This is a genomic window from Streptomyces sp. NPDC050560, from assembly GCF_044457285.1.
In the GTDB taxonomy this organism is placed as follows: domain Bacteria; phylum Actinomycetota; class Actinomycetes; order Streptomycetales; family Streptomycetaceae; genus Streptomyces.
Genome location: NZ_JBITGT010000006.1, coordinates 371,451 through 396,666, shown reverse-complemented (window position 1 = coordinate 396,666; position 25,216 = coordinate 371,451). Strand labels below are relative to the sequence as shown.

The window sequence follows — 25,216 nt, the reverse complement described above, 5'->3', positions numbered from 1 at the left end:
GGGGCCCCGGGGAGACGGGGAGGGTTCCCCGGGGACCCGGCGATAGCTTAGGTTAGCCTTACCTTGCTTGGCCAGCCTGAAAGGGAGGACCCATGCTGCCCGTACGGGCCCCACGTGCCACCGCGGCCCTGTGGCTCGCCACGCTGCTCGCGCTGCTGGCGCCCGCCGTGGTGCTGCTGCCCGCCGCCTCCGCCGACGCGGCCGGCGCCAGGACGGTGTCCGGCGGGCGGCTCGACTGGGGCGTCAAGGCGTCCTTCCAAAGCTACGTCACCGGACCGATCGCCGGGGGAAGTTGGCGACTCGAAGACGGTGCGGCGACGGTCGGCGAGAGCCAGTTCCGCTTCCACTCGGCCACCGGCACGTACGACCCGGGCACCGGCGCCTTCCGCGCGGGCTTCTCGGGCGCCGTGCACTTCCTCGGCCACCGCGCCTCCGACGGCTCCTACCAGCTCGACCTGACCATCGGCGCCCCCACGGTCCGCATCTCGGGCGGCAGCGGCACGCTCTACGCGGACATGGTCAGCAAGGCGAAGGGCACAGGCAAGGTCACCAGCAGCCGACAGGTCCCACTGGCCGCGCTCGACCTCTCCGGCGTCGACATGCGCGGTGCCACCACCCCCGTGGCGCTCGCCCACGTCCCCGCCACCCTCACCGCGCGCGGCGCCACCGCCTTCGCCGGCTACTACACCGAGGGCACCGCGCTCGACCCCGTCACCCTCTCCGTGGACACCGCGGCCGCCGCGAAGACCGAGCCTTCCACGACGCCGAAGACCTCCGCGAAGCCCACCGAGGACACCGCGAAGGACGGCCGCTTCACCGACGCCGCCGCCGACTGGGGCGTGCGCCGCACCTACCGCGAGTACGTCACCGGGCCCGTCGCCCAGGGCAAGTGGACCCTCGGCGACGGCGCGAGGGACGGCGGCGCGCTCTTCCGCTTCCCCCGCGGCACCGGCGCCTACCACCCGGACGCCAAGGGCGGCGGCGGCCTCGACGCGCGGTTCACCGGCTCCGTCCGCTTCACCGGGAAACGCGGCCTCGACCTCACCATCGCCCGCCCCTCGGTCACCGTCGCCGACGGCAAGGGCACCCTGTACGCCGACGTGAAGGGCGGAGCGCTCACCCGGGACCACACCCCGCTCGTCACCTTCACCCCCGGCGAACTCAAGCCCGTGGACGGCCTGTTGCGGGTGAAGGAGGCCCCCGCCAAGCTGACCGCGGACGGCGCGAAGGCGTTCGGCGGGCTCTACCCGGCGGGCGCCGCCATGGACCCGGTCTCGCTGGCCCTCGCCCTCGACGCGGACGCCGCGCTGCCCGCCCTGCCCGACCTCGGCTCCGACACCGCGTCCCCGGCCGCCGCGCCCGAGGAGTCACCGGCCGCGAAGCCCGCGGCCTCGTCGGGGAGTTCCGCGCCGGTCGGGGCGCTGGTGGGCGGGGGAGCCGGGGCGGCCGTCCTGGTCGCCGTCGTCGTCCTGCTGGTCGTGCGCGCCCGCCGCGGCACCAAGGCCCCCGCCGACTGACCCCCGCCGCACCCCCCCCGTACACCCGTTCCTTCCCGGGCCGCGGCACGCGGCCCCATCCCGACGAGGAGAACCACACCATGGCCCCCATCCACAGATCCCTCGCGCTCGCCGCCGCGGTCGCGGTCACCGTGGGAGCCGGTGCGCTCGCGCTGCCCGCCACGGTCGCCGCCGCCGCGCCCGCCGCGCCCGCCGCCTCCATCGGCCTTGAGGACGGCACCCTGGAGTGGGGCTTCAAGGAGTCGTTCCGCTCGTATCTGCTCTCCCCGATCGCGAACGGCAGCATCACCGTCGCCGACGGCGCGGAACAGGCCCCGGACAACGGCCCGTTCACCTTCACCGGCGGCACCGGCGACTACGACACCACCGACCACGCGGTGAACACCGCCTTCCAGGGCAGCGTGCACTTCCTCGGCCACGAGGGCGTCCTCGACATCGAACTTGCCGACCTGCGCGTGTCCACCACGGGCACCACCGGCACCATCACCGCCGACGTGACCACGACCACCGACGGCACCGCCACCACCGACGACGACACCCCGCTCGCCGACCTCGACCTCTCCGACGTCGCGCCGGGCTCGGGCGACGGCGGCGCGATGGTGTTCGCGGACATCCCCGCCACCCTCACCGCCGAGGGCGCCGACGCCTTCCAGGGCTTCTACACCGAGGGCACCGCCCTCGACCCGGCCACCCTCGCCGTCACCCCCGCGCAGGAGGGCAGCACCGGCGGCTCTGGGAACGGCGGCTCCGACAACGGCGGTACGGGCAGCGGCGGTTCCGACGGCGGGGGCCAGGCGGGCGGCGGCTCCGACACCGGCGGCACCGGCGGCACGGGGGACAGCGGCGGCACGGGCGGTACCGGCGGCACGGGCGGCGACCAGCCCGCGGACGAGTCCGGGAAGATCTACGACGGCGCCCTCTCCTGGGGCCTCAAGGAGTCCTTCCGCGCCTACATCAAGACCGGCGGCGACATCACGGTCGGCGACGGCGCCTCCGACAACGGCGACGGCTTCGACTTCCCCTACGCCACCGGCACGCTGGACGCCGACGCCAAGAAGCTCACCGCCGCCTTCGACGGCACCGCGCGCTTCACCTACCCGGCGCACGGCATCGACATGACCTTCGGCGCCCCCGAGATCGAGGCGGAGGGCGCCAAGGGCACCCTCAAGCTCGACGTCACCACGCCCGAAGGCACCGACAAGGGCGTCGAGTTCGCCACCCTCGACCTCGGCAAGGCGTCGTACGAGGCCGACGGCGACGTGCTGCTGCTCGACAAGGTGCCCGCGGCGCTGACCGCCGCGGGCGCCGCCGAGTTCACCAACGACACCACCGGGTCGCCCTACCCGGAGGGCACCGCGCTCGACCCGGTGACCGTCGCCCTCACCCTCTCCGCCGACGCCGACGTCCCCGGCGGCTCGGGCGGCTCGGCCACCGGCGGCGCCTCCGGCGGCTCCGCGACCGGCGGGGGCGGCGGCACGGCCGGCGGCGGCACCGGCGCGCTGGCCTCCACCGGCACCGGCATGCCGGCGGCCGGGATCGCCGGGGCGGCAGCGGCGGTGACCGCCGTGGGCGCGGGCGCCTTCTGGCTGGCCCGCCGCCAGGCCCCCGCCCGCGCCTGACGGTGGGGCCGCGCCCGCGGCTGAGGCGGGTGGGCGGCGCCTACTCCCCGATGAGTTCGGCGAACCGCCCCGCGTCGGTGTTCCCTCCGGAGACGAGCACACCGACGCGGGGCGGCAGCGGGGCCACCCGGCCCGAGAGCAGCGCCGCGAGCCCGACGGCACCGCTCGGCTCGACGACGATCTTCAGCCGCTCGAAGGCGAACCGCATCGCCGCCCTGATCTCCTCGTCCCCGACGAGCGCGATGCCGTCCACGAGGCGGCGGGTGAACTCGAAGGTCAGCTCGCCCGGGGTGTCCCCGGCGAGACCGTCCGCGATGGTGCGCGGCACCGGCACCGCGACCCGCCGCCCCGCCTCGAACGACCGCCTGGTGTCGTCACCCGCCTCCGGCTCGACCCCGAACACCGCGATGCCCGGGTACAGCCCCTTGGCGGCCGTGGCGCTGCCCGAGATCAGCCCGCCGCCGCCGACCGGCACCACCAGCGCACCCAACTCGCCGGTCTCTTCCAGGAGTTCAAGCGTCGCGGTGCCCTGGCCCGCGATCACATGCGGGTGGTCGTAGGGCGGTATCAGGGTCAGCCCGCGCTCCGCGGCGAGCGCCGCGCCGAGCGCGACCCGGTCCCCGGTGTAGCGGTCGTACGTGACGATCTCGGCGCCGTACCCGGCCGTCGCGGCGAGCTTGGCGCGCGGGGTGTCCTCGGGCATCAGGATCACCGCCCGGGTCCCCAGCTCCCTGGCGGCGAGCGCCACCGCCTGGGCGTGGTTGCCCGACGAGTACGCGGCGAGGCCCCCGGCCAGCTCCGCCGGGGTCAGCCGGGAGGCCGCGTGGTAGGCGCCGCGGAACTTGAACGCCCCCACCCGCTGGAAGTTCTCGCACTTCAGATACGTCTCGGCGCCGACGAGGGCGTCCAGGGTGCGGGAGTGCAGCACGGGCGTACGGTGCGCGACCCCGCGCAGCCTCGCGGCGGCGTCCCGGATGTCGTCCAGGCTGACGGGCAGGGCGCTCGGCATGGGGGTCCCCTCGGCGACGTGACGGCGTACGGCCGCCACCGCGGCGGCCGCCCACAGCCTCTCACCGGCGCGAACACACCGGAACCCGCGCCCGGAGCGCCCCCCCCCGCGCCCCGGGCGCCCCACTCCTCGCCCTGGGGCGCCCGTCCCTGTGCCCCGGCCGCCCGGCGATCGCGCCCTACATCCGCAGCCCGTCCAGCAGGCGCGCCACCCGCCGCCATGCGTCCGCCGCCGCCTCGGGCCGGTAGCTGTCGCGCTCGTCGCAGAAGTAGCCGTGCGGGATGCCCGCCGGGACGACGAGTTCATGGCGGGGCCCTGCCGCGGCGAGCGCGGCGGCGATCCGCTCCCGGTCCGCGGCCGGCACCACGTGGTCGTCCTCGCCCACCAGCACAAGCAGCCGCCCCCTGATGTCCCCGACGAGTCCGAGCGTCGGCTCGGGGCGGCCGATCGGGAACTCGGTGCCCGTGAGCCAGCCCGGGTAGAACGCGGCCGTCGCGTCGAGGCCGAGCCGGGCCGCGGCGATCACCGCGAGGTGCCCGCCCACGCTGAAGCCGACCATCCCGGTGCGCGGTGTGGTGCCCTCCCGGCGGCTCAGATGGGTGAGCGCGGCGGCGACGTCCTCGGTGACCCCGTCCCTGGTGAGCGCGTTCAGCAGCGCGAAGCCGCGCTCCCGGCCCGCCGTGTCGTAGCCGAGGGCGGCGCGGGGCTCGGTGCGGTGGTGGAAGTCGGGCGCGATCGCCACACAGCCCAGTTCCGCGACGCGCCGGGTGACGTCCTCGACATGGCCGTTCACGCCGAAGAGTTCCGGCGCCACCACCACCCCGGGAAACGGCCCCGCGCCGTCCGGCCGCGCCACGTACGCGCCCAGGGTGCCGCCGTCCGCGGCGGCCGTCGGGATCTCGGTCCACCCGGCGGCCAGCATCCGCACCACGGCACGCGCCACCGCCGCGGCCGACGCCGGGTTCTGCCCGGTGACCAGCCGCCCGTCGCGCACCGTGTGCTCGGCGAAGCCGGGTCCGGGCACCTGCGTGGCGCCCTCCGCGACCAGCCGCTCGACGAGCGGGAAAGGCGCCGCGCCGCCGAGCCCCACCGCCTTCTCCTCCGCCCCCGTGAGCGCCGCCACCCGTTTGCCGGCGAGGAGCCGGGAGCCGTCCGTGAGCGTGACCCCGAGCAGCGCGGCGGGCCCGTGGCTGACCGCGGCCACCCCCCCCGCCGCCCTCGTGGACCTCGCGGGCGATCCGCGCGAGCGCGGGGTTGTCGGGGAAGTCCCCCAGGGCGCCGTGGCCGCCCGCGAAGAACACCGCGCCGTAGCGCGCGGGTTCCGCGGACGCGGCGGGCGGCGCCGCGGCGAGCGCAGCGGCGACTCCGGGGTCGGCGAAGAAGCGCCGCTGCACCGGGTCGGCGTCGTCCCTGGCGGCCACGGGGGGCGGCCCGCCCGCGCAGCTCACGATGTCCACCGGGTGGCCCGCCCGGGTGAACACCTCCCAGGGGTGCGCCGCCGCCCCGGCGTGGAAACCGGTGCCCCGGCCGGTGTCCCCCGGCCTGCCGTGGCTGGTCAGCACCAGCAGAATCCGGTCCTTCACCGCACATCGCCCCCTGCCCGCGCCCCGGGACCACCCCGGGCGTACACCGTCGAGCCTCGCCCACCGGGCCATCGGATTCCAATAGCCGATCACGGGTGCTCCCATCGGAATTCCGATGCCGCTCTGGTACGGATATCCCATGGGCGTCTCCCTCGATCTGCTGCGCACCTTCCTCGGCGTCTACCGCGCGGGCTCGGTGACCCGCGCGGCCGAACTGCTCGGCCTCGCCCAGCCGACCGTCACCGACCGCGTCAGGGCCCTCGAAACGGCCCTGGGCAGGCCGCTGTTCGAGCGGGTGCCCCGGGGCATGGCCCCGACGCCCGCGGCGGACCGGCTCGCCGCGCGCGTCGCGGGACCGCTCGACTCCCTGGAGGACACCGTCCGCGCCGACCTCGGCGCCGCGGCCGGCCGGTTCGCCCGCACCGTCCATCTGGGCGGTCCCGCCGAGTTCGTCTGCGCCCGGGTGCTCCCCGCCCTCGCCCCGCTGGTCACCGAGGGCCTGCACCTGCGCGTCACCCTCGGGCTGCCCGAGGAACTGCTCTCCGGGCTGACCGGCGGCGCGCTCGACCTGGCGGTCTGCACGGTGCGGCCGCGGCTGCGGGGGCTGCGCGTGGAGCCCCTGTGCGACGAGGAGTTCGTGCTCGTCGGGGCGGGGGACGGGGCGGCGGGCGAGCCGTCCGCGGCCCCGCTGGTGTCGTACGCGGAGAACCTGCCGATCGTGCGCCGCTACTGGCGCACCGTCTTCGGCACCCGCCCCACCCGCGCCCCCGCGCTCGTGGTACCCGACCTGCGGGGCGTGCTCGCGGCGGTGGCGGCGGGCGCGGGGGTGTCGGTGCTGCCGCGCTATCTGTGCGCCGCCGAACTCGCCGACGGGCGGCTGCGCCCCCTGCTCGAACCCGCGCTCCCGCCGCTCAACACCCTCTATCTGGCGGCGCGTTCCGGACCCGCGTCGCCTGCCGCCGCCGCGGTGTGGGACCTGCTGCGCACGGCGGGCCGCGACTGGCGTGGCTGAGCCGCCGCGCGGGGGAGTGCGGCGGTCCGGGGGCTGGTTCAATGGGGGCGCCATGACAACGCGCCGCCCCACCGTCGACCGCCTGCGGGTCTTCTGCGACCCCCGGGGGCGGCACGGCACCCCGCTCGCGGTCGTACGGGACGGCGGCGCCGTCCCCGGGGCGGCGGAGCGGGAGGCGACGGCGGCGGGCCTCGGCCTGTGGACGGTGTTCGTGGACGACCCCGAGCGCGGCGCCGTCGACATCCACGCGCCCACCGCCCGGGTGCCGTTCGCCGCGCACGCCTGCGTCGGCGCCGGCTGGCTGCTCGACCTGCCCGAGCTGGTCACCCCCGCGGGGGAGCCGCTCGCCCGGCTCGACGGCGAGTTCAGTTGGATCGAGGCACGTCCCGAGTGGGCACCGCCGTGGACCCTGCGGCAGTGCGCCGCCCCCGCGGAACTCGACGCCCTCACCGCGCGCGACGGCCCCGTCTACGGCTGGGCCTGGCAGGACGAGGCGGCGGGCCGTATCGAGGCCAGGGAAGTCACCCCCGCCCCCGAGGCCCCGGGCGCCCCGGACGACGCCGTCACCGGCACCCCCGCGCTGCTGCTGACGGCCGCGCTCGGCCGCGCCCTCAACATCCACCAGGGCCCCGGCGGCCAGCTCCTGACGGCGCCCCAGCCCGAGGGCTGGATCGAGATCGGCGGCCGGGTCGCCCTCACCCACGAGGGCGACCCGGGACACTGACGCGACGTCCGCCCCTCCGAGGGGGGCGTCTCAGGCGGTCAGCGGGAACTGCTCCCCGAGCGCCCCGAACACCCGGGTGTTCAGCTCGAACGCCCGCCCGCACTCCGCCACGATCCGCTGCCGCTCCAACTCGTCGGCGGGGACGGCGTCGAGCAGCGCGCGGTACTCCCGCTTGAACGCGGCCGGGTTGGGAATGCCCTCGAACACGTAGAACCGCACCCCGTCCCCCTTGCGGGCGAACCCCCAGGCGCGCTCGGCGCGGTCCCTGATGATCTGGCCGCCGGAGAGGTCGCCGAGGTAGCGCGTGTAGTGGTGCGCCACATAGCCGCCCGGCCAGTCGGCCGCGCAGGCGCGGACCCGGGCGGCGTACTCGGCGGTGGCGGGCAGCGCCGTGAGCCCGGCGCGCCAGTCGGGGCCCCGCAGATGCGCGAGGTCCCGTTCGAGCTGGGGCAGCCGCAGCAGCTCGGGGCGGATGAAGGGCCCGGCGACCGGGTCGTCCCGCAGCCGCTCGGCGCCGGACTCCAGGGCCTCGTAGACGAAGTAGAGCTGTTCCGTGTAGCGGGCGAAGGCCGCTATGCCGAGCGAGCCGGCGAGCAGCGCGCCCATGAACGGGGAGGTCTCGGCCTCGGTGTGGGCCTCCTGGGACGCGGCGCGAATCGCGGCCGAGAACGGCGTCGTGTCCATGAACGGCGTCGTGTCCATACGGACCTCCGGGACGGGACGGATGGCTGACCCGATGATGATGTTAGGCAAGGCTTACCTAAGTCAACACCCCGGGTCATGTCCTGTCACCCGGCCACGAGGAAATCCGCCCCCGACCGCCCCCTCACCGGCCGCCGCCGGGCCCGCCCGGCACCCGGGACCGGCGCCCGCCGCCGGGCGCCGTGACCCCGCTCAGGGCAGCGTCAGCACCTCGGGAGCGCCGTCCGTGACCACCAGCGTGTGCTCGAACTGGGCCGTCCTGCGGCGGTCCTTGGTCACCACCGTCCAGCCGTCGTCCCACATGTCGTAGTCGTAGCTGCCGAGCGTCAGCATGGGCTCGATCGTGAACGTCATCCCCTGCCGCATCACCGTCGTCGCCTGGGGGCTGTCGTAGTGCGGGATGATCAGCCCGGAGTGGAACGACTCGTTGATGCCGTGCCCGGTGAAGTCCCGCACCACGCCGTAGCCGAAGCGCTTCGCGTAGGACTCGATGACCCGCCCGATGACGTTGATCTGGCGGCCGGGGCGCACCGCCCTGATCGCCCGGTCGAGGCACTCCCTGGTGCGCTCCACCAGCAGCCGCGACTCCTCCGCCACGTCCCCGACCAGGTAGGTGGCGTTGGTGTCGCCGTGCACACCGCCGATGTACGCGGTCACGTCCAGGTTCACGATGTCGCCGTCGCGCAGCACCGTGGAGTCCGGGATGCCGTGGCAGATCACCTCGTTGACGGACGTGCACAGCGACTTGGGGAAGCCGCGGTAGCCGAGCGTCGAGGGGTAGGCGCCGTGGTCGCACATGTACGTGTGCCCGATGCGGTCAAGCTCGTCCGTGGTCACCCCGGGCGCGATGGCCTTCGCCGCCTCCGCCATGGCGCGCGCCGCGATACCCCCGGCGATCCGCATCCGCTCCACCGTCTCAGGGTCCTGCACCTCCGGGCCCTCGTAGGGCGTCGGCGCGGGTTTCCCCACGTACTCGGGGCGCCTGATGGCGGGGGGCACGGAGCGGGTGGGGGAGACGTCCCCAGGTACGAGCAGCGGCTGACCAGACATGCCAGCGAGTGTAACCAGCGCCGCTGGGGCACCATGGCGAGCGTGGGCCCGTGACCCGGCTCCGTACGGGCGCCCGTGCCGGGCCCGTGCCGGTGGCGCGGCGGCGCACGGGCCCGACGACAGCAGCAGACGCGAAGGAGCCGACGATGGCCCTGTTCAAGAGGCGGACCACGGGGAAGCCCGGCGAGTGGTACTACTGCCTGGAGCACGGGAAGGTCGAGGAGGGGCCCGAGTGCCCCGCGAAGAACAGGCTCGGCCCCTTCCCCACCCGCGAGGCGGCCCAGCACGCCAGGGAGACCTCCGCCGAGCGCAACGCCGAGTGGGAGAACGACCCCCGCTGGCACGACGCGGACACCACGCGCGACGCGGACACCCACGGGAACGGCTGACCGGGCGCGGCGCGGGGCCGCGGTGGGGTCGCGGTGGGCACGAAAGCCCCGAACCGTCCCGCTTATAGACTCCGGCCATGACTTCTCCTGATGCTTCCGCGGCCAAGCCCCCCGCCAGGGACCCCTGGGACCTGCCCGACGTCTCCGGGCTCGTGGTGGGGGTGCTCGGCGGCACCGGCGACCAGGGCCGCGGCCTCGCCTACCGGCTGGCCCGCGCGGGCCAGCGGGTCGTTATCGGTTCCCGCGCCGCCGAGCGCGCCGCCAGCGCCGCCGCCGAACTCGGGCACGGGGTCACCGGCGCGGCCAACGCGGACTGCGCCGCCCGCAGCGACGTCGTGATCGTGGCGGTGCCGTGGGACGGGCACGCGGCCACCCTCGAAGGGCTGCGCGCGGAGCTGGCGGGCAAGCTCGTCGTCGACTGCGTCAACCCGCTCGGCTTCGACAAGAAGGGCGCGTACGCGATCCGCCCCGAGGAGGGCAGCGCCGCGGAACAGGCCGCCGCCCTGCTGCCCGACTCCCGGGTCGCCGCCGCCTTCCACCACCTCTCGGCGGTGCTCCTCCAGGACGCGGGCGTCGCGGAGATCGACACCGATGTGATGGTCCTCGGCGAGGCGCGCGCCGACACCGACATCGTGCAGGCGCTCGCCGGGCGCATCCCCGGGATGCGGGGCGTGTACGCGGGCCGCCTGCGCAACGCCCACCAGGTGGAGGCGCTGGTGGCCAACCTCATCTCGGTCAACCGCCGCCACAAGGCCCACGCGGGCCTGCGCGTCACCGACATCTAGGGCCCGTACGGGCCGCCCCCCTTGGAGCGGGCGGCGGCCCGGGCGCCCGTACCGGAGAAGGACACCAGCACCCATGCCACGCCTCGCCGCCTACGCCACCGCCCTCTTCGTCCTCGCCCTCGCCGCCGCCGTGTTCTCCTTCGTCCACGGCAGTTGGCTCGGCGTCGTCTGGCTGCTGCTCGCCGGGCTCGCCTCCAACATGGCCTGGTACTACGTCCGCAGGGCGAGGGCCCGCCGCGCGGCCGGCGCCCCGGGCGGCGCCCCCGCCGCCCGCTGACGCCGCGCCGCCCGCGGCCGCCTCACCGCCGCGCCCCGGCCTCGGGCCGCCGGTAGGTGTCGCCCGTCATCTCCTCCAGCGTCTGCTGCTTCGTCTCCGGTACCTTCAGCCGTACGAAGAAGAACGACAGGAAGGCGAAGAGCGCGAACGCGCCGTACAGCCAGGACAGGCCCACGTTGCGGGTCGCGGGCTCGAACGAGAACGTCACGATGAAGTTGAAGATCCAGTTCGAGGCGGTGCCGATGGCCAGCGCCATCGCCCGCATCCGGTTCGGGAACATCTCCGCGAGCATCACCCACATCACCGGGCCCCAGGACAGCGCGAAGAACACCACGAACAGGTTCGCGCCGACCAGCGCGAGCGGGCCGTACGGGTCCGGCAGCGCCACGTCCTCGCCGCTGCCCTGCTGCTGCGAGAACGCGACGGTCGTCAGCAGCAGCGCCAGGCACATCCCCACGGAGCCGATCGTCAGCAGCCTGCGCCTGCCCACCCGGTCCACGTACAGCATCGCCACGACGGTCATCACGACGTTGATCGCCGCGGTGATCACCGACGTGGTGAAGGAGCTGGACTCGCTGAAGCCGACCGACTGCCAGAGCGTGGTCGAGTAGTAGAAGATCGCGTTGATGCCGACGAGCTGCTGGAGCGCCGCCATCACGATGCCCACCCACACCAGCGGGTGAAGACCGAAGGACGCGCCCCTGATGTCGCCAAAGCTGCTGCGGTGCTCCTTGCGGAGCGTGGTGCGGATCTCCTCCACCTTCGCGCGCCCGTCGCGCTCCCCGGAGACCCGCTCAAGCACCCCGGAGGCGCGGTCGAAGTCGCCCTTGAGCACCAGGTAGCGCGGCGACTCCGGGATCATCAGCGCCAGCACCCCGTACACCGCCGCCGGGACCACGCCCACCAGGAACATCCACCGCCAGGCCGGGAGCCCCCACCACAGGTTCTGGGAGGCGCCGCCCGCCGCGCTCGCCAGCCCCTTGTTGGAGCTGAGCACGACGAGCTGCCCCACCGTGATGGCGAGCTGCTGGAGCGAGCCCAGCGCGCCGCGCCCCGACGCCGGGGCCACCTCCGAGATGTACGCGGGCGCGATCACCGAGGCGATGCCGATGCCCAGGCCGCCGATCACCCGCCACACCAGCAGGTCGGGCACGCTGAACGCGAGCGCGGAGCCCACCGAGCTGATGACGAACATCGCCGAGCCCAGCAGCATCACGTTGCGCCGCCCCCAACTGTCGGCGAGCCGCCCCGCGTACCAGGCGCCCACCGCGCAGCCGAGCAGCGCGATCGAGACGACGAACCCCGAGAGGAAGGAGCCGAGCCCGAAGTGGGAGTCGAGGGAGTTGACGGCGCCGTTGATCACCGAGGAGTCGAAGCCGAAGAGGAAGCCGCCCACCGCGGCGGCGATCGAGACGCCCACCGCCTTGCCCTTGCGCCCGCCGGAGTCAGGCCGCCCCGGCCTCCCTGTATCCGTGACCGCGTCGGCCATCGGCGCACCACCCGCCTCACCTCGTCGCCCTGACCGCCCCCGCGCACACTCTCCGCATACGCGGACGAAGCGGTCCGTGTGCGTCCATGTAAGCGCCCCCGCGGCCGTGCGGCCCACCGAGCCGGGGCCGCTGCCGCCGCCCGGGCGCCGCCTCGCCGCCCGGGGCGCCGTCATGATCCGCCACGCCCCCGTCTACCCGGTCGCCCCCGGTTCATCGCGGGATATTCGCGTACGGGAGGCTTCCCGCCGCCGACGCAGGACAGGCGGACCGGGTGAGGTGCGGCCCGCCGGGGACGCTCCCGCGGCAGGCGGCCGTACGGGTGGCACGTACACCGTTCACCGGGGCGGGCGCCGGGCGGGGCGCGTGGCCTTCAGAGTCCGATCTGGGGGATGTCCGCGCTGTCCTTCCAGAAGCGGAAGAGGTCGCGGCCCAGGAACGTGTCGAGGTCCGACACCCCGAGGCCGCGCAGGATCGCGTCCACCGCGTCGAAGAACACGTCGTTCACCGCCGGAATCCACAGCAGCGCGAAGACCAGCAGGAAGCCCACGGGCGCCAGCGGCTCCACCTGGCGGCGGGCCGCGGGTGTGAGCCAGGGCTCGATGATCCCGTAGCCGTCGAGGCCCGGCACCGGGATCAGGTTCAGGATCGCCGCCGACACCTGGAGCAGCGCGAGGAACGCGAGCCCGAAGCGGAACGCGGACGGCACCCCGTCGAGGGCGTGCAGCCAGAACGGGGCCGTGCACACCACCGCGAAGAGCACGTTCGTCAGCGGGCCCGCCGCCGAGATCAGGCTGTGCCGCCAGCGGCCCCTGATCAGATGCCGGTCGATGTAGACCGCGCCGCCCGGCAGACCGATCCCGCCCATGATCACGAAGAGCACCGGAAGGATGATGCTCAGCCACGCCTGGGTGTACTTCAGCGGGTTCAGCGTCAGATAGCCCTTGGCGCCGATGGTGCGGTCCCCGCTGTGCAGCGCGGTGCGCGCGTGCGCGTACTCGTGCAGGCAGAGCGAGACCACCCACGCGGCCACCACGAACAGGAACACCGCGAAGCCTCGGTCGTAGGACCCCGTCCACGCGCCCCAGCCGCCGAGCACCATCACGGCCACGATCCCCAGGAACACGGGGCTGACGCGCTGGTCGCCGCCCTGGCGGCGGTAGGCGCTGGTGGTCATCGCGGTGGCTCCTGTACATGGGGTGGACGGGGGGCAGGTGTGGGGCGGGCACCGGACGGACACGGTACGGCGCCGCCGGGCGGACACGGTACGGCGCCGCCGCGGGAGGGCGGCGCACCGGATGCCGCCCGCGCGGCGCCGCCCGTGGCACCGGGCGCCGCCGCGGCCGCAAGGCCAGAACGAGTCGAGCACGCGGCGAGTTCCGCACCGGCGGGGCGCGGCGCGCGCCGACCCGGGGGGAGCCGTGCCCCCGCGGCCCCCGAGCGGGGACAATGGCCGGGTGCGCTATCGCATCCTCGGCACCACCCGCGTCCTGAAGGCCGACGGCACCCCCGTCCCGGTCGGCGGGGCGCGGCTGCGCGGCCTGCTGACCGTCCTCGCGCTGCGCCCAGGGCGCACCGTGCCCACGCCCGTCCTCGTCGGCGAGGTCTGGGCGGGCGAGCCGCCCGCCGACGCGCCCGCCGCGCTCCAGGCCCTGGTCAGGCGGCTGCGCCGGGCCATCGGACCCGACCTGGTCGTCTCCGAGGAGGGCGGCTACCGGCTCGTCGCCGAGCCGGACGACATCGACCTGCTCCGCTTCGACCGGCTCGCCACCCAGGGCGCACGCGCGCTCGCCGACGGCGACCCGGTCAAGGCCGGGGCCCTCCTCGACGACGCGCTCGCGCTCTGGCAGGACCCGGTGCTCGCCGACCTCGCCGACCGCGGCTCCGAGGGCCACCGCTGGGAGGCAAGGCACCGCGAGGTCAGCAGGGCCGCGCTCGCCGCCAGGGTGGCGCGCGGCGACGCCGAGGGCGCGCTGCCCGAGCTGACCGCGCTGTGCGACGCCCACCCCCTCGACGAGCCCGTCCAGGTGCTGCGGCTGCGCGCGCTGCGCGACGCGGGACGCGGCGCCGAGGCGCTCGCCGGATACGAGGCGGTGCGCCGCGCGCTCGCCGCGAGCCTCGGCACCGACCCGGGCCCCGAGCTGCGCGCCCTGCACGCGGAACTGCTGCGCGGCGCCCCCGCCCGCCCGGCCCGCCCCGCCGCGCCGGGCCCCGGCCCCGACCCCGCGCGCGCTCACGGACCTGCACCGGCGCCGCGTCCCGCGGTCCGTGGCAACCTGCGGGCCCGCCTCACCTCGTTCGTCGGGCGTGAGGAGGACATCGAGGACATCACCGCGAGGCTCGGCTCGGAACGGCTCGTCACCCTCCTCGGGCCCGGCGGCTCGGGCAAGACCCGGCTCTCCCAGGAGGCCGCAGAGCGGGTCGCGGCCGGCCTGCCCGACGGCGCCTGGATGGCCGAACTGGCGCCCGTGGACGACCCGGAGGCGGTGCCCGAGGCCGTCGCCGCCGCGCTCGGCGCCCGTACCACCGTGCTGCGCGGCGGCGGCGCGGAGGAGCTGCGAGCCGTCACCGACCGGCACGGCGGCAGCCTGGCCCGGCTCGTCGAGCACTGCGCCCCGCGCCGCATGCTGCTGGTCCTCGACAACTGCGAGCATGTGATCACCGCGGCCGCCGGGCTCGTCGAACAGCTCCTCGCGTACTGCCCCGGGCTCACCGTGCTCGCCACCAGCAGGGAACCGCTCGGTGTCCCCGGCGAGTCGGTGCGCGCCGTGGAGCCGCTGCCGCAGCCGGTCGCCATGCGGCTGCTCGCCGAGCGCGGCTCGGCCGTACGCACCGGCTTCGACATGGCCGACGACCCGGAGGCCGCCGCCGAGATCTGCCGCCGCCTCGACGGGCTGCCGCTCGCCATCGAACTGGCCGCGGCCCGGCTGCGGCTGCTGACGCCCCGGCAGATAGCCGACCGGCTCGACGACCGCTTCGCCCTCCTCACCGGCGGCGCCCGCACCGTGCTGCCGCGCCAGCAGACCCTGCGGGCCGTCGTCGACTGGTCCTGGGACCTGCTCGACGCGGGCGAGCGCGCGGTGCTCGGCCGCCTCTCGGTGTTCTCCGGCGGCTGCGAACTCGCCGCCGCCGAGGCGGTGTGCGGCACACCCGGCGGGCCCGACGTGCTGGACGTGCTCGGCTCCCTCGTCGACAAGTCGCTCGTCGTCGCCGCACCCGGCGGCGCGGGCGCCATGCGCTACCGGTTGTTGGAGACCGTCGCCGAGTACGCGGGCGAACGGCTCGACGAGTCCGGCGGCAGGCCCGCCGCCGAGCGCGCCCACCTCACGTACCACCGCGAGCTGGCCAGGACCGCCGACCCCGAGCTGCGCGGCCCAGGACAGGCCGCCGCGATCGCCAGGATCAGCGCCGACTACGAGAACCTGCGCACCGCCCTGCGGCACGCGGTCGCCGTCCGCGACGAGCACGAGGCGCTCTGCCTGGTCCTCTCGCTCGTCTGGTACTGGCAGATCCACGACCTGCGCGACGAGGCGAGGATCTGGTCCAACGCCGTCGCGGCGCTCGGCCCCGACCCCTTCGAGGACACCGACACCCCGGTACCGCCGCTGTACGAGCCCTGCACCGCCGCGCCGCCCCCGATGGCCCCCGAGGTGCTGGTCGAGGCCCGCCGCGAGATCCGCGTCATCATGCTGACCTGCATGGACCTGGAGCTTGAGCGCTGGCAGACCCCGGCGGCCAAGGCCCTGCTCGAAGCGATCACCCGGGTCTACTCGCAGGGCCTGCCGCAGTCCTGCCGCACCCCGGGCAACCTCTGGTTCTACGCGATGCTCTTCCAGGGCGAGGCCAGGGCGGTGCACGCCGCCATCGACAGGACCATCGCCGCCTGCCGGGCCCTCGGCTACCGCTGGGAGCTGGCCGCCGCCCTCCAGTCCAGGGCCAACATCCTCGCCAACGACAGCGCTTTGGCCGCCGACGCGCGGGTCGACGCCGACGAGTCGCTGCGGATCTTCGGCGAACTCGGCGACTCCTGGGGCACCGCGGAGGCGCTGTCGGCGCGGGCCGAGGCCGCGGAGCGGGTGGGCGACTACGCCCGCGCCGCCGACGACCACCGCGGCGCCATCCGGCTCGCCAGGCGGCTCGGCGCCCACTCCCAGGTCGCCGTGCTCACCCTCAGGCTCGGCAACGTGCTCGCCGAGGCGGGGGAGACCGCGGAGGGCGAGCGGCTGCTGCGCGCCACCATCGAGGACGACCGCGGCAGCGCCCACGAGGCCATGGCCGCCGGGCGGCTCTTCCTGGCCCTCCTGCTCGGCCGCACCGGGCGCGTCGCGGAGGCGCGCGAGCAGGTGCAGCTGCTGCGCGAGGGCTTCAACTCGTCCGTCTTCCTCGTCTTCGAGGGCTTCCTCGACAGTTGCGAGGGCTGGCTGCTGCTCATGGAGGGGGACTACGAGGGCGGCCTCGCCCAGGTCAGGGCGACGCTCACCCGCCCCCTCGACCCGCTCGCGCGCATGGTCGCGCCCCAGATGCCGTCCCTGCTGCTGCTGATCGCCGCCCTGGGGGTCGCGGAGGCCGACGGCTCGGCGCGGGCCGCGGACGCCGCCCGGCTGCTCGGTGCCGCGCACGCGCTGCTGCCCGACCGCTTCGTGCCCGGCGCGATGGAGCGCACCGTCGTCGAACGCGCCCGCACCGCCGCCGTCGCCGCCCTCGGCGACGACGCCTTCGACGCCGCGTACGCCGAGGGCGGCGGGCTCTCCCTCCCGGAGGCCGCCGCCCTCGTCTGACGCGAGACGCGGTTCAGCTCTTCGTACGGAACTTGTGGATCGCGATCGGCGCCATCACCGCCGTGATGACCACCGACCAGACCAGCGTCACCAGCACGTCGTGCCCGACCGGGCCGCCGTTCATCAGCCCGCGCGCGGCGTCGGCCAGCGACGACAGCGGGTTGTAGTCCGTGAACGCCTGGAGCCAGCCCGGCATCGAGCTGGTCGGCGCGAAGATCGACGAGCCGAACTGGAGCGGCATCAGCACCAGGAAGCCCATGCCCTGGATGGCCTGCGCGCTCTTCATCACCACGCCCATCGTGATGAAGATCCACATGATGGACATGCCGAAGACCGCGGAGAGCCCGATCGCGGCGAACAGGCCCGGCACGTCGGCCACCGAGAGCCCGAGGATGAAGCCCACCGCGAGCAGGATCGCGGTGGCGAGCAGCATCCGCCCGATCTCCACGACGATCTTCGCGATCATCACCGAGGCCCTGGCGATCGGCAGCGACCTGAAGCGGTCCATGACCCCGGTCTGGAAGTCCTGGTTGAACCCGGTGCCCACCCCCATGGCGAGGTTCATCCCCATCATCGCCATGAGCCCCGGCACCACGTACGCCACGTACTCGTCCTGGTTGCCCTTGCCCGCGATCGCGCCGCCGAAGACGAACACGAACAGCAGCGTGAACACGATCGGCATCAGCACCGCGTCGAAGATCGACTCGGGGTCCTCCTTGATCCACAGGAGGTTGCGGCGGGCCAGCGCACCGGTGTGCCGCAGATGCGCGCGCAGGCCGATACGGCCGTCGTCCTTCAGGTGCGCGGGGGCGTCGATCACTGCGGTCGTCATGCGGAGACCCCTTCGGGTACGGGCGCGGGGTCCTGGGGAGCACTGGCCTTGTGGCCGGTGAGCGACAGGAACACCTCGTCGAGGCTGGGCAGTTCCGTGCTGATGGAGGCGATCGTGATGCCGCGCGCGGTGACCGCGCCGACGACCGCGGTGAGCTGCTCGTCGCTGAGGATCGGCACCAGCAGGGAGCCGCTCTCCTCGTCGACGGCGGATGTGGCGAGGCCGGTGAGGCCGAAGTCGTCGAGGGCGCGCGCGGTCGGGTGCAGCTCCGCGCGGTCGGCGGGGGTGACCCGCAGGGTGCGCCCGCCGACCTTCGCCTTCAGCTCGTCGACCCGGCCGCCCGCGATCACCCGGCCCCGGTCGACGACGGTCAGCTCCTTCGCGAGCTGCTCGGCCTCCTCCATGTACTGCGTGGTCAGCAGCACGGTGGCGCCCTCGGCGACCATCCGCTTGACCTCGGCCCACACCTCGTTCCTCGTACGGGGGTCGAGGCCGGTGGTGGGCTCGTCCAGGTACAGCACCGACGGGCTGCCGATCATGGAGGCGGCCAGGTCGAGCCGGCGCCGCATACCGCCCGAGTAGGTGTTCGCGGGCCGCTTGGCCGCCTCGGTGAGCGAGAAGCGCTCCAGCAGCTCCTCGGCCCTGGTCCGCGCGGTCTTGCGGGGCAGGTCGAGCAGCCGGCCGATCAGATACAGGTTCTCGCGGCCCGACAGCTTCTCGTCGACCGAGGCGTACTGCCCGGTCAGGCCGATCACCCGGCGCACCGCGCGCGGCTGTCGCAGCACGTCGAGCCCGGCGACCGTCGCCTCGCCCGCGTCCGGTGTGATCAGCGTGGACAGGCAGCGCACGAGGGTGGTCTTCCCGGCGCCGTTGGGCCCCAGCACCCCCAGTACGGTGCCTTCGTGGACGTCCAGGTCCACTCCGTCCAGGGCCTTGGTCTCGCCGTAGTGCTTGACCATCCCCCGAACGCGGACGGCGGACGCCGTCGTGTGGTTCTCAAGGTTTCGCGTCATGCCACCAAGGTGTCAGCCGTCACCGACAACCCGCCGACAGCCGCCTACAGAGGGCCTACAGGACGGCGGCGCCGCGGTGTCGGCGCCCCCACCGGACGCCCCGGGCGCCCCACAAAGCCCCGGCGGCACGCCGCGGGGGCGCTTCCCGGGGCGTGTGGCTCCCGGGAAGCGCCCCCGCACACTTCAGGGCGCCGGTCGGCTCAGTGGACCGAGTTGTCGGCGGTGGGGAACCCGCCCGACACCACCTCGTCCGCGTAGCCGCGTACCGCCTGCGTCATCACGGACCGCAGGTCCGCGTACTGCTTGACGAACCTCGGCACCCGGCCGGGGGTGAGGCCCAGCATGTCCGTCCAGACCAGCACCTGGGCGTCGGTCTCGGGGCCCGCGCCGATGCCGACCGTCGGCACGTGCAGCACCCGGGTCACCTCGGCGGCAAGCTCCGCGGGGACCAGTTCGAGCACCACCGCGAACGCGCCCGCGTCCTGCACCGACTTCGCGTCCCGCAGCAGTTGCGCCGCGGCCTCCTCGCCGCGGCCCTGCACCCGGTAGCCCATGGCGTTCACGGACTGCGGGGTCAGGCCGATGTGCGCCATCACCGGGATGCCCGACTCCACCAGGAGCTGTATCTGCCGGTGCGAGCGCTCGCCGCCCTCCAGCTTGACCGCCCCCACCCCGGCCTCCTTGACCAGCCGGGTGGCGCTGCGCAGCGCCTGGGTGGCGCCCTCCTGGTAGCTGCCGAAGGGCAGGTCGGCCACGATCAGCGACCTGCGGGTGCCGCGCACCACGGCGGCGGACAGCATCGTCATCTCGTCGAGTGTCACCGGCACCGTGGTGTCGTAGCCGAGATGACAGTTGCCCATCGAGTCGCCGACGAGCAGCACCGGAATCCCGGCCTCGTCGAACACGGACGCCGTCATCGCGTCGTAGGCCGTGAGCATCGGCCACTTCTCGCCACGCTCCTTGGCGGCGGTGATGTCGCGGACGGTGATGCGCCGGGAGGACTTGCCCCCGTACAGCGCCTTGCTCGTGTCGCCGGTGTGCTGGGTGCCGCCGCCGTGCGCCGCGCCGGTCACGGCGGGCGTCTGGGCAGCCGGGTTCTGCGTCATCACAACGCTCCTCGTGTCATCTCGAAGCGCCCTCACGGCGTCTCCGGACCATCTCCATGGTGGCACTTCAGGCCAGAGGGGGCCAGAGCCGACCGACGGCCCGTAAGCGCCCGACCGCGGCGGACACGGGACGTACCGGACCCGTGGCGGCGTGTGAGTATGCGCGTTCTGTCACAGCAGGGGCGGATGCGGCGCCCGGCCGGAACCCGGGACACCGCCGCGCCCGTCCTCCGGCGTGAACACCCCCTCGGCCGGGAGCCGCAGGGGCGGCGAAAGCACGGGGTTCCATCCCCTAGGGTCGTGGCGGGAACGCACGCACGGGTAGGCAGTGAGGCGGCTTCATGGCGCAGGCGTACGTAGCGGAGACGGGCCGGGACGACGCGGGGAATACCGGCCCACGAGCCCGTCTTGCCCGCCTGCTGCGCGGCTGGCGCGACGGCCGCGGCATGTGGCGCCGCGGCCTGGTGCTCGCGGCCCTCGCCGTGCTGCTCGCCCTGGTGCTCGCGCTGCACGCCAGCATCCCCAACCGGGTGGGCAACCTCGGCAGCCTGAGCGAAACATTTCTGCCCTGGTTCGGGCTGCTGATCCCGGTGCTGCTGGTCCTCGCGCTCGTCCGCAAGTCCGCGACCGCGCTGATCGCGCTGATCCTGCCGCTCGCGGTCTGGCTGAACCTGTTCGTCGGGCTGCTGCCCGACCGCACCGGGGGCGGCGGCGACCTCACCGTCGCCACCCACAACGTCAACGCGGACAACCCCGACCCCGCGGGCACCGCCCGGGACGTCGCCGCCTCGGGCGCCGACCTCGTCGCCCTTGAGGAGCTGACCGAGAGCGCCGTCCCCGTCTACGAGAAGGCGCTCGCCTCGACCTACAAGTACCGGGTCGTCAGGGGCACCGTCGGGCTGTGGAGCAAGTACCCGCTCAGCGGGGTCAAGCCGGTCGACATCGAACTCGGCTGGACCAGGGCCGTGCGCGCCGTGGTCAGCGCGCCGGACGGCAGGGCCGCCGTGTACGTCGCGCATCTGCCCTCGGTACGGGTCAAGTTGCACTCCGGCTTCACGGCGAGCCAGCGCGACCGCAGCGCCGACGCGCTCGGCCGCGCCATCTCGCACGATTCCGAGCACCGGGTGGTGCTCCTCGGCGACCTCAACGGCACCATGAACGACCGCTCGCTCAACGGGGTCACCTCCCAGATGCGCTCCACCCAGGGCGCGGCGGGCAGCGGATTCGGCTTCAGTTGGCCCGCGTCGTTCCCGATGGCCCGCATCGACCAGATCATGGTCAAGGGCGTGCAGCCGGTGTCCTCGTGGACCCTGCCGCGCACCCCGAGCGACCACCTGCCGATCGCGGCCCGGCTCGACCTGGCGTCCTCGGACTGACCGCGGGCCTGGCGCCGCGAGAGGAGCCGCGGCCGGGGCGGGGGCCGCGCGCCCCCCTCAGCCCGTGCGTCCCTCGCGCCAGCCGCTGGTGATCGGCAGCCTGCGGTCCTTGCCGAAGCCCTTCGCGGAGATCTTCGTGCCCGGCGGGTACTGGCGCCGCTTGTACTCGGCCGCGTCCACCATCCTGAGCGTCCTGGCCACGAGATCCGCGTCGAACCCGGCGGCCACGATGGCGTCCGCGCCCTGGTCGCGGTCCACGTACAGGTCGAGGATCGCGTCGAGCACCGGGTAGTCGGGCAGCGAGTCGGTGTCCACCTGGCCGGGGCGCAGCTCCGCGCTCGGCGGCTTGGCGATGGAGTTCTCCGGGATCGGCGGCGTCTGCCCGCGCCGCTTCGCCTCCTCGTTGCGCCACCGCGCGAGCCGGAACACCGACGTCTTGTAGACGTCCTTGATCGGCCCGTAGGCGCCCACCGAGTCCCCGTAGAGCGTCGAGTAGCCCACCGCGAGCTCCGACTTGTTGCCCGGCGCGAGCACGATGTGCCCCTCCTGGTTGGAGAGGGCCATCAGCAGGGTGCCGCGCAGCCGCGACTGGAGGTTCTCCTCGGCGAGCCCGGTGAGCCCGAGCGCGCCCATGTACGCGTCGAACATCGGCTCGATGGGGACCGTGCGGAAGTGCAGCCCCGTGCGCTCGGCCAGCTCCGCCGCGTCGTCCCTGGAGTGCCCGGACGAGTACTTCGACGGCATGGACACCCCGTACACCCGGTCGGCGCCCAGCGCGTCCACGGCGAGGGCCGCCGTCAGCGCGGAGTCGATGCCGCCGGAGAGCCCGATGAGCACGGACCTGAAGCCGTTCTTGAGGACGTAGGCGCGCACCCCGGTCACCAGCGCCTCGTAGACCTCCGCGTCGTCGTCGAGCGGCTCGGCGTGCCCGCCGGTCAGCGGGGCGGCGGGGGCGGGCGCCCGGTCCTCGGAGAGCACCAGGCGCTCGACGCGCAGTCCGTCGTCGACGACCCCGGTCACCGGCTCGGCCGCGGCCGCGGGCAGGTCGAGGTCGAGGACCACGCACTCCTCGGCGAACTGCCCGGCCCTGGCGAGGCAGGTGCCCGCCGCGTCCACCACGACCGAGTCGCCGTCGAAGACCAGCTCGTCCTGCCCGCCGGTGGAGGCCAGGTACGCGGTGGTGCACCCGGCCTCCTGGGCGCGCTTGCGCACCAGGTCGAGCCGGGTGTCGTCCTTCTGCCGCTCGTAGGGGGAGGCGTTGACCGACAGCAGCAGGCCCGCGCCCGCGCTGCGCGCCGCGGGCACCCGGCCGCCGTCCTGCCACAGGTCCTCGCAGATCGCGAGGGCCACGTCGACCCCGCGCACCCGCACCACCGGCAGGGTGTCGCCCGGCACGAAGTAGCGGAACTCGTCGAAGACGCCGTAGTTCGGCAGGTGGTGCTTGGCGAAGGTGAGCGCCACCCGGCCGCCGTGCAGCACCGCGGCGGCGTTCTGCGGGGCGCCCGCGGGCTGCCCGTAGCGCGGCTGCGCGGCCGGTGAGCGGTCGAGGTAGCCGACGACCACCGGCAGCTCCCCGAGGCCCTCGTCGGCGAGCCGGGCGGCGAGCGAGCGCAGCGCCGCACGGGACGCCTCGACGAAGGACGAGCGCAGCGCCAGGTCCTCGACGGGGTAGCCGGTGAGCACCATCTCGGGGAACGCCGCCAGGTGCGCGCCGCGCTCGGCGGAGCGCCTGGCCCAGCGCAGCACCGCCTCGGCGTTGCCCGCGAGGTCGCCGACGGTCGAGTCGATCTGATTCAGGGCGAGACGAAGTAGAGGCACCACGCCAGTGTAATCGTCAGAGCGACGCGATGTCGGCGCCCCGGGGTGTGGGCCGCCCCACGCCGCCCCACGTCGACCCGCGCGCCCCGGCGCCGCGTGCGCGAGGCGCCCGCCCCCGGGTTCGGGGACGGGCGCCTCGGGGAACGGACCGCGGGGCGGCGCCGGTTACCGCTTGCGGTACGACTCGACGTAGCCGGGCGCGGGCGAGCCGACCCCGGTGACGTCGTCGTAGCCGCGCACCGCGCTCAGCGAGCTGTCGTTGCCGAGGCTGCGGACGGAGGTGAGCAGGCCCTCGGAGTCGTCGAAGCCGTTGGCGTAGTCGACCCGCACCACCGCGAGGCCCTTGCCGCTGCCGCGCGGATGGTCCGTCACGTCGTTGATCCGGCGGGTGCCCTCGCGGTCGTAGATCGCCGGGTTGGCGAAGCCGAGCGCCCTGCCGCCGTGCGCCTGCTGCGCCAGCGCCTGTACGCCCGCGATCACCGGGGCGGCGAGCGAGGTGCCGCCGATGCGGTACTCGCCGTACTGCTGCGAGCCGTCCGGGAAGGTCTGGGTCTGCCCGACGAGGAAGCCGGTGTTGGGGTCGGCCACCGCCGCGATGTCGGGGACGGTGCGCATCGGGGTGTCGCCGTTCGCCTTCGCGAGCGAGTCGGGCACGACGCCCTTCTGGTAGTACGGCTGCTCCACCACGGCGCTCGTGCCGCCGCCCGCGCCCGAGGTGTAGGCGCCGGGGAAGTCCGTCCAGCTCCTGCCGTCGTCGGAGAGGGCGGCTTGGTCGGTGCCCCAGCCGGTCTCCCACTCGTACCTGTCGTGCCTGCCGACGGCGAGCGAGGTGCCGCCGACGGAGGTCACCCACGCCGAGCCCGCGGGCACGTCGACCTGCTTGGTGCCGGTGCTCGCGACCTCGTCGCCGCTGTCGCCCGAGGAGAAGTAGAAGCCGATGCCCTCGATGGCGCCGAGCTGGAAGACCTGGTCGTAGGCGTCGTGCAGGGCCGGGGTCTGGTTGGTCTCGACGTCGCTCCAGGAGTTGGAGACGATGTCCGCGAGATGGCCGTCGACGACGCTGCTGAGCGTGTCGAGGAAGTCGTCGTCGTTGCAGGAGGCGGAGCCGACGTAGGTGATGTTCGCCTCGGGCGCGACCGCGTGCACCGCCTCGACGTCCAGGGTCTCCTCGCCGTACCAGCCGGAGGCGCCGCACGCCTCGGTGTCCGTGTACGCGTCCGGCAGCACCTGGCCTAGCTGGCCCTTGCGGTAGGCCGCGTCGCCGTTGCGCTTCGCGTAGCGCGCCGCGTCCTCGGCGATGGTCGAGGAGGCGTAGGCGTCGGTGATCGCCACCGTCACGCCCCTGCCGGTCTCCCTGCCCGCGCCGTAGGCGCCACGGAGCTGCTTTCCGGTGTAGCCCTTGACGGTGTACGGGGCCTTCTTGCCGTAGGCGCGCGGCAGGTCCTTCGCGACCTTGGAGCCGTAGTACGACGAGAGAGGGCCCGAGTTGCGGAAGACGGCGTCGGGCGGCGGCAGCTCGTCCTGGTGGCTCGCCCGGTGCGGGGCGTTGTCGAGGCCCGAGACGGTCAGCACGGCGTCCTTCAGCCCTGCGGGCGCGGAGGCCGTGCGCTGCGGGGCGCGGTAGGTCCTGCCGTCCTTGCGGTAGCTGTGCAGCTCGGTGCCGAACGCCTGCTGCGCGGTGGCCACGTTGCCGCTGACCGCGACGTAGTGGCGGGTGGTGGCGGTGACCTTCAGGCCCGCGCCCTTGAGCCAGGACGTGACGGCCGTCACCTGGTTTTTGGTCGCGCCGAAGCGCCGCTGTGCCTCCTCGGCGCTGAGGAACTTGCCGTACGAGGCCGACCCGGGGTCGGACACCGCCTTCGCGTAGGCCGTGAGTCCCGCCGCGTCCCGGCCCGCGAGGTAGACGCGCGCGGTGACGGCGGAGGAGGCCGGGGCGGCGCCCTGGTCGGCCTTCGCGGTCGCCCACAGCGGCTTGGTCCCGCTCAGCGCGGCCCTGGCGCCGGGGTCAGGCGCGGCCTGGGCCGTGGGTATGCCGAGGGCGAGCGCGCCGGCGAGCAGCGGCAGGGTGGCCGCGAGGCTCACTCCGGTGCGCACCGCGGCGCGGTTGGTTCTCCTGGATCTCATGGAACCCCCTGTGAT

20 protein-coding genes are annotated in these 25,216 nt (G+C 74.5%); 9 read left to right on the top strand and 11 right to left on the bottom strand.

Features of this window, described 5'->3' with window-relative positions:
- The first annotated feature begins 92 nt into the window (after positions 1-92).
- Together ACIBIW_RS16445 and ACIBIW_RS16440 are read left to right on the top strand one after the other, a co-directional pair.
- Positions 93-1,517: an HtaA domain-containing protein gene (locus ACIBIW_RS16445; protein WP_399336511.1), complete on the top strand. Its 1,425-nt coding sequence runs from the start codon at positions 93-95 to the stop codon at positions 1,515-1,517.
- 80 nt (positions 1,518-1,597) lie between these two features.
- A complete protein-coding gene (locus ACIBIW_RS16440; RefSeq protein WP_399336509.1) occupies positions 1,598-3,136 on the top strand; it encodes an HtaA domain-containing protein in 1,539 nt (512 codons plus the stop codon).
- Positions 3,137-3,176: 40 nt separating this feature from the next.
- On the opposite strand, the gene ACIBIW_RS16435 is transcribed toward ACIBIW_RS16440, so the two are convergent.
- Positions 3,177-4,145 carry a pyridoxal-phosphate dependent enzyme gene (locus ACIBIW_RS16435; RefSeq protein ID WP_399336507.1) on the bottom strand — a complete coding sequence of 323 codons (969 nt, stop codon included), beginning with the start codon at positions 4,143-4,145 and terminating at the stop codon, positions 3,177-3,179.
- 178 nt (positions 4,146-4,323) lie between these two features.
- Complete coding sequence (locus ACIBIW_RS16430) at positions 4,324-5,349, bottom strand: dienelactone hydrolase family protein (RefSeq protein WP_399336505.1); 1,026 nt, start codon at positions 5,347-5,349, stop codon at positions 4,324-4,326.
- A 518-nt stretch (positions 5,350-5,867) separates the two neighbouring features.
- Between ACIBIW_RS16430 and ACIBIW_RS16425 the strand changes: the two genes are divergently transcribed.
- Positions 5,868-6,740: a LysR substrate-binding domain-containing protein gene (locus ACIBIW_RS16425; RefSeq protein WP_399336503.1), complete on the top strand. Its 873-nt coding sequence runs from the start codon at positions 5,868-5,870 to the stop codon at positions 6,738-6,740.
- A gap of 52 nt (positions 6,741-6,792) precedes the next feature.
- Positions 6,793-7,464, top strand: a complete 672-nt coding sequence (locus ACIBIW_RS16420) for a PhzF family phenazine biosynthesis protein (protein ID WP_399336501.1) — start codon at positions 6,793-6,795, stop codon at positions 7,462-7,464.
- 30 nt (positions 7,465-7,494) lie between these two features.
- On the opposite strand, the gene ACIBIW_RS16415 is transcribed toward ACIBIW_RS16420, so the two are convergent.
- Positions 7,495-8,166, bottom strand: a complete 672-nt coding sequence (locus ACIBIW_RS16415; protein WP_399336499.1) for a heme oxygenase (biliverdin-producing) — start codon at positions 8,164-8,166, stop codon at positions 7,495-7,497.
- Between the two features lie 192 nt (positions 8,167-8,358).
- Entirely contained in the window at positions 8,359-9,216 is an 858-nt protein-coding gene (gene map / locus ACIBIW_RS16410) for a type I methionyl aminopeptidase (protein WP_399336497.1), read from the bottom strand.
- A 146-nt stretch (positions 9,217-9,362) separates the two neighbouring features.
- Here map and ACIBIW_RS16405 point away from each other — a divergent pair, with 146 nt between their 5' ends.
- The 3 genes from ACIBIW_RS16405 to ACIBIW_RS16395 all read left to right on the top strand — a co-directional run bounded on the left by ACIBIW_RS16405 (position 9,363) and on the right by ACIBIW_RS16395 (position 10,667).
- Positions 9,363-9,605 (top strand): hypothetical protein, encoded by a 243-nt coding sequence (locus tag ACIBIW_RS16405; protein ID WP_399336495.1) that lies wholly within the window; start codon positions 9,363-9,365, stop codon positions 9,603-9,605.
- 77 nt (positions 9,606-9,682) lie between these two features.
- Positions 9,683-10,390 carry an NADPH-dependent F420 reductase gene (gene npdG, locus ACIBIW_RS16400; protein WP_399336492.1) on the top strand — a complete coding sequence of 236 codons (708 nt, stop codon included), beginning with the start codon at positions 9,683-9,685 and terminating at the stop codon, positions 10,388-10,390.
- 73 nt (positions 10,391-10,463) lie between these two features.
- Complete coding sequence (locus ACIBIW_RS16395) at positions 10,464-10,667, top strand: hypothetical protein (protein WP_399336490.1); 204 nt, start codon at positions 10,464-10,466, stop codon at positions 10,665-10,667.
- Between the two features lie 22 nt (positions 10,668-10,689).
- Here the strand turns inward: ACIBIW_RS16395 and ACIBIW_RS16390 are convergent, their stop codons facing one another.
- Positions 10,690-12,156: a sugar porter family MFS transporter gene (locus ACIBIW_RS16390; protein ID WP_399336488.1), complete on the bottom strand. Its 1,467-nt coding sequence runs from the start codon at positions 12,154-12,156 to the stop codon at positions 10,690-10,692.
- Between the two features lie 371 nt (positions 12,157-12,527).
- The gene (locus ACIBIW_RS16385; RefSeq protein ID WP_399336486.1) at positions 12,528-13,331 is read right to left on the bottom strand and encodes a site-2 protease family protein; all 804 of its coding nucleotides are present in this window, start codon (positions 13,329-13,331) and stop codon (positions 12,528-12,530) included.
- Between the two features lie 280 nt (positions 13,332-13,611).
- Between ACIBIW_RS16385 and ACIBIW_RS16380 the strand changes: the two genes are divergently transcribed.
- Positions 13,612-16,932, top strand: a complete 3,321-nt coding sequence (locus ACIBIW_RS16380) for an AfsR/SARP family transcriptional regulator (protein ID WP_399336484.1) — start codon at positions 13,612-13,614, stop codon at positions 16,930-16,932.
- A gap of 13 nt (positions 16,933-16,945) precedes the next feature.
- On the opposite strand, the gene ACIBIW_RS16375 is transcribed toward ACIBIW_RS16380, so the two are convergent.
- The 3 genes from ACIBIW_RS16375 to panB all read right to left on the bottom strand — a co-directional run bounded on the left by ACIBIW_RS16375 (position 16,946) and on the right by panB (position 19,883).
- On the bottom strand, positions 16,946-17,764 hold the full coding sequence (locus tag ACIBIW_RS16375; RefSeq protein WP_399336482.1) for an ABC transporter permease: 819 nt from the start codon (positions 17,762-17,764) through the stop codon (positions 16,946-16,948).
- A complete protein-coding gene (locus ACIBIW_RS16370; protein WP_399336480.1) occupies positions 17,761-18,777 on the bottom strand; it encodes an ATP-binding cassette domain-containing protein in 1,017 nt (338 codons plus the stop codon). The genes ACIBIW_RS16375 and ACIBIW_RS16370 overlap by 4 nt, the downstream gene beginning before the upstream one ends.
- A 200-nt stretch (positions 18,778-18,977) precedes the next feature.
- Positions 18,978-19,883: a 3-methyl-2-oxobutanoate hydroxymethyltransferase gene (gene panB, locus ACIBIW_RS16365; RefSeq protein WP_399336478.1), complete on the bottom strand. Its 906-nt coding sequence runs from the start codon at positions 19,881-19,883 to the stop codon at positions 18,978-18,980.
- A 446-nt stretch (positions 19,884-20,329) separates the two neighbouring features.
- On the opposite strand from panB, the gene ACIBIW_RS16360 reads away from it, so the two are divergent.
- Positions 20,330-21,259 carry an endonuclease/exonuclease/phosphatase family protein gene (locus ACIBIW_RS16360; protein ID WP_399336736.1) on the top strand — a complete coding sequence of 310 codons (930 nt, stop codon included), beginning with the start codon at positions 20,330-20,332 and terminating at the stop codon, positions 21,257-21,259.
- A gap of 57 nt (positions 21,260-21,316) precedes the next feature.
- Here ACIBIW_RS16360 and ACIBIW_RS16355 read toward each other — a convergent pair whose 3' ends face one another.
- Both ACIBIW_RS16355 and ACIBIW_RS16350 read right to left on the bottom strand, forming a co-directional pair.
- Positions 21,317-23,077, bottom strand: a complete 1,761-nt coding sequence (locus tag ACIBIW_RS16355) for an NAD+ synthase (RefSeq protein WP_399336476.1) — start codon at positions 23,075-23,077, stop codon at positions 21,317-21,319.
- Positions 23,078-23,242: 165 nt separating this feature from the next.
- On the bottom strand, positions 23,243-25,201 hold the full coding sequence (locus ACIBIW_RS16350; protein ID WP_399336474.1) for a protease pro-enzyme activation domain-containing protein: 1,959 nt from the start codon (positions 25,199-25,201) through the stop codon (positions 23,243-23,245).
- Between the last annotated feature and the right edge of the window lie 15 nt (positions 25,202-25,216).

What these genes read in the sequence shown, in the direction of transcription:
- map (WP_399336497.1), bottom strand. Translation starts at nt 9,216, where the DNA reads ATGTCTGGTCAGCCGCTGCTCGTACCTGGGGACGTCTCCCCCACCCGC.
- npdG (WP_399336492.1), top strand. Translation starts at nt 9,683, where the DNA reads ATGACTTCTCCTGATGCTTCCGCGGCCAAGCCCCCCGCCAGGGACCCC.
- ACIBIW_RS16385 (WP_399336486.1), bottom strand. Translation starts at nt 13,331, where the DNA reads ATGACCACCAGCGCCTACCGCCGCCAGGGCGGCGACCAGCGCGTCAGC.
- ACIBIW_RS16375 (WP_399336482.1), bottom strand. Translation starts at nt 17,764, where the DNA reads ATGACGACCGCAGTGATCGACGCCCCCGCGCACCTGAAGGACGACGGC.
- ACIBIW_RS16415 (WP_399336499.1), bottom strand. Translation starts at nt 8,166, where the DNA reads ATGGACACGACGCCGTTCATGGACACGACGCCGTTCTCGGCCGCGATT.
- ACIBIW_RS16440 (WP_399336509.1), top strand. Translation starts at nt 1,598, where the DNA reads ATGGCCCCCATCCACAGATCCCTCGCGCTCGCCGCCGCGGTCGCGGTC.
- ACIBIW_RS16425 (WP_399336503.1), top strand. Translation starts at nt 5,868, where the DNA reads ATGGGCGTCTCCCTCGATCTGCTGCGCACCTTCCTCGGCGTCTACCGC.
- ACIBIW_RS16445 (WP_399336511.1), top strand. Translation starts at nt 93, where the DNA reads ATGCTGCCCGTACGGGCCCCACGTGCCACCGCGGCCCTGTGGCTCGCC.
- ACIBIW_RS16390 (WP_399336488.1), bottom strand. Translation starts at nt 12,156, where the DNA reads ATGGCCGACGCGGTCACGGATACAGGGAGGCCGGGGCGGCCTGACTCC.
- ACIBIW_RS16435 (WP_399336507.1), bottom strand. Translation starts at nt 4,145, where the DNA reads ATGCCGAGCGCCCTGCCCGTCAGCCTGGACGACATCCGGGACGCCGCC.
- ACIBIW_RS16360 (WP_399336736.1), top strand. Translation starts at nt 20,330, where the DNA reads ATGTGGCGCCGCGGCCTGGTGCTCGCGGCCCTCGCCGTGCTGCTCGCC.
- ACIBIW_RS16370 (WP_399336480.1), bottom strand. Translation starts at nt 18,777, where the DNA reads ATGACGCGAAACCTTGAGAACCACACGACGGCGTCCGCCGTCCGCGTT.
- panB (WP_399336478.1), bottom strand. Translation starts at nt 19,883, where the DNA reads ATGACGCAGAACCCGGCTGCCCAGACGCCCGCCGTGACCGGCGCGGCG.
- ACIBIW_RS16420 (WP_399336501.1), top strand. Translation starts at nt 6,793, where the DNA reads ATGACAACGCGCCGCCCCACCGTCGACCGCCTGCGGGTCTTCTGCGAC.
- ACIBIW_RS16395 (WP_399336490.1), top strand. Translation starts at nt 10,464, where the DNA reads ATGCCACGCCTCGCCGCCTACGCCACCGCCCTCTTCGTCCTCGCCCTC.
- ACIBIW_RS16350 (WP_399336474.1), bottom strand. Translation starts at nt 25,201, where the DNA reads ATGAGATCCAGGAGAACCAACCGCGCCGCGGTGCGCACCGGAGTGAGC.
- ACIBIW_RS16405 (WP_399336495.1), top strand. Translation starts at nt 9,363, where the DNA reads ATGGCCCTGTTCAAGAGGCGGACCACGGGGAAGCCCGGCGAGTGGTAC.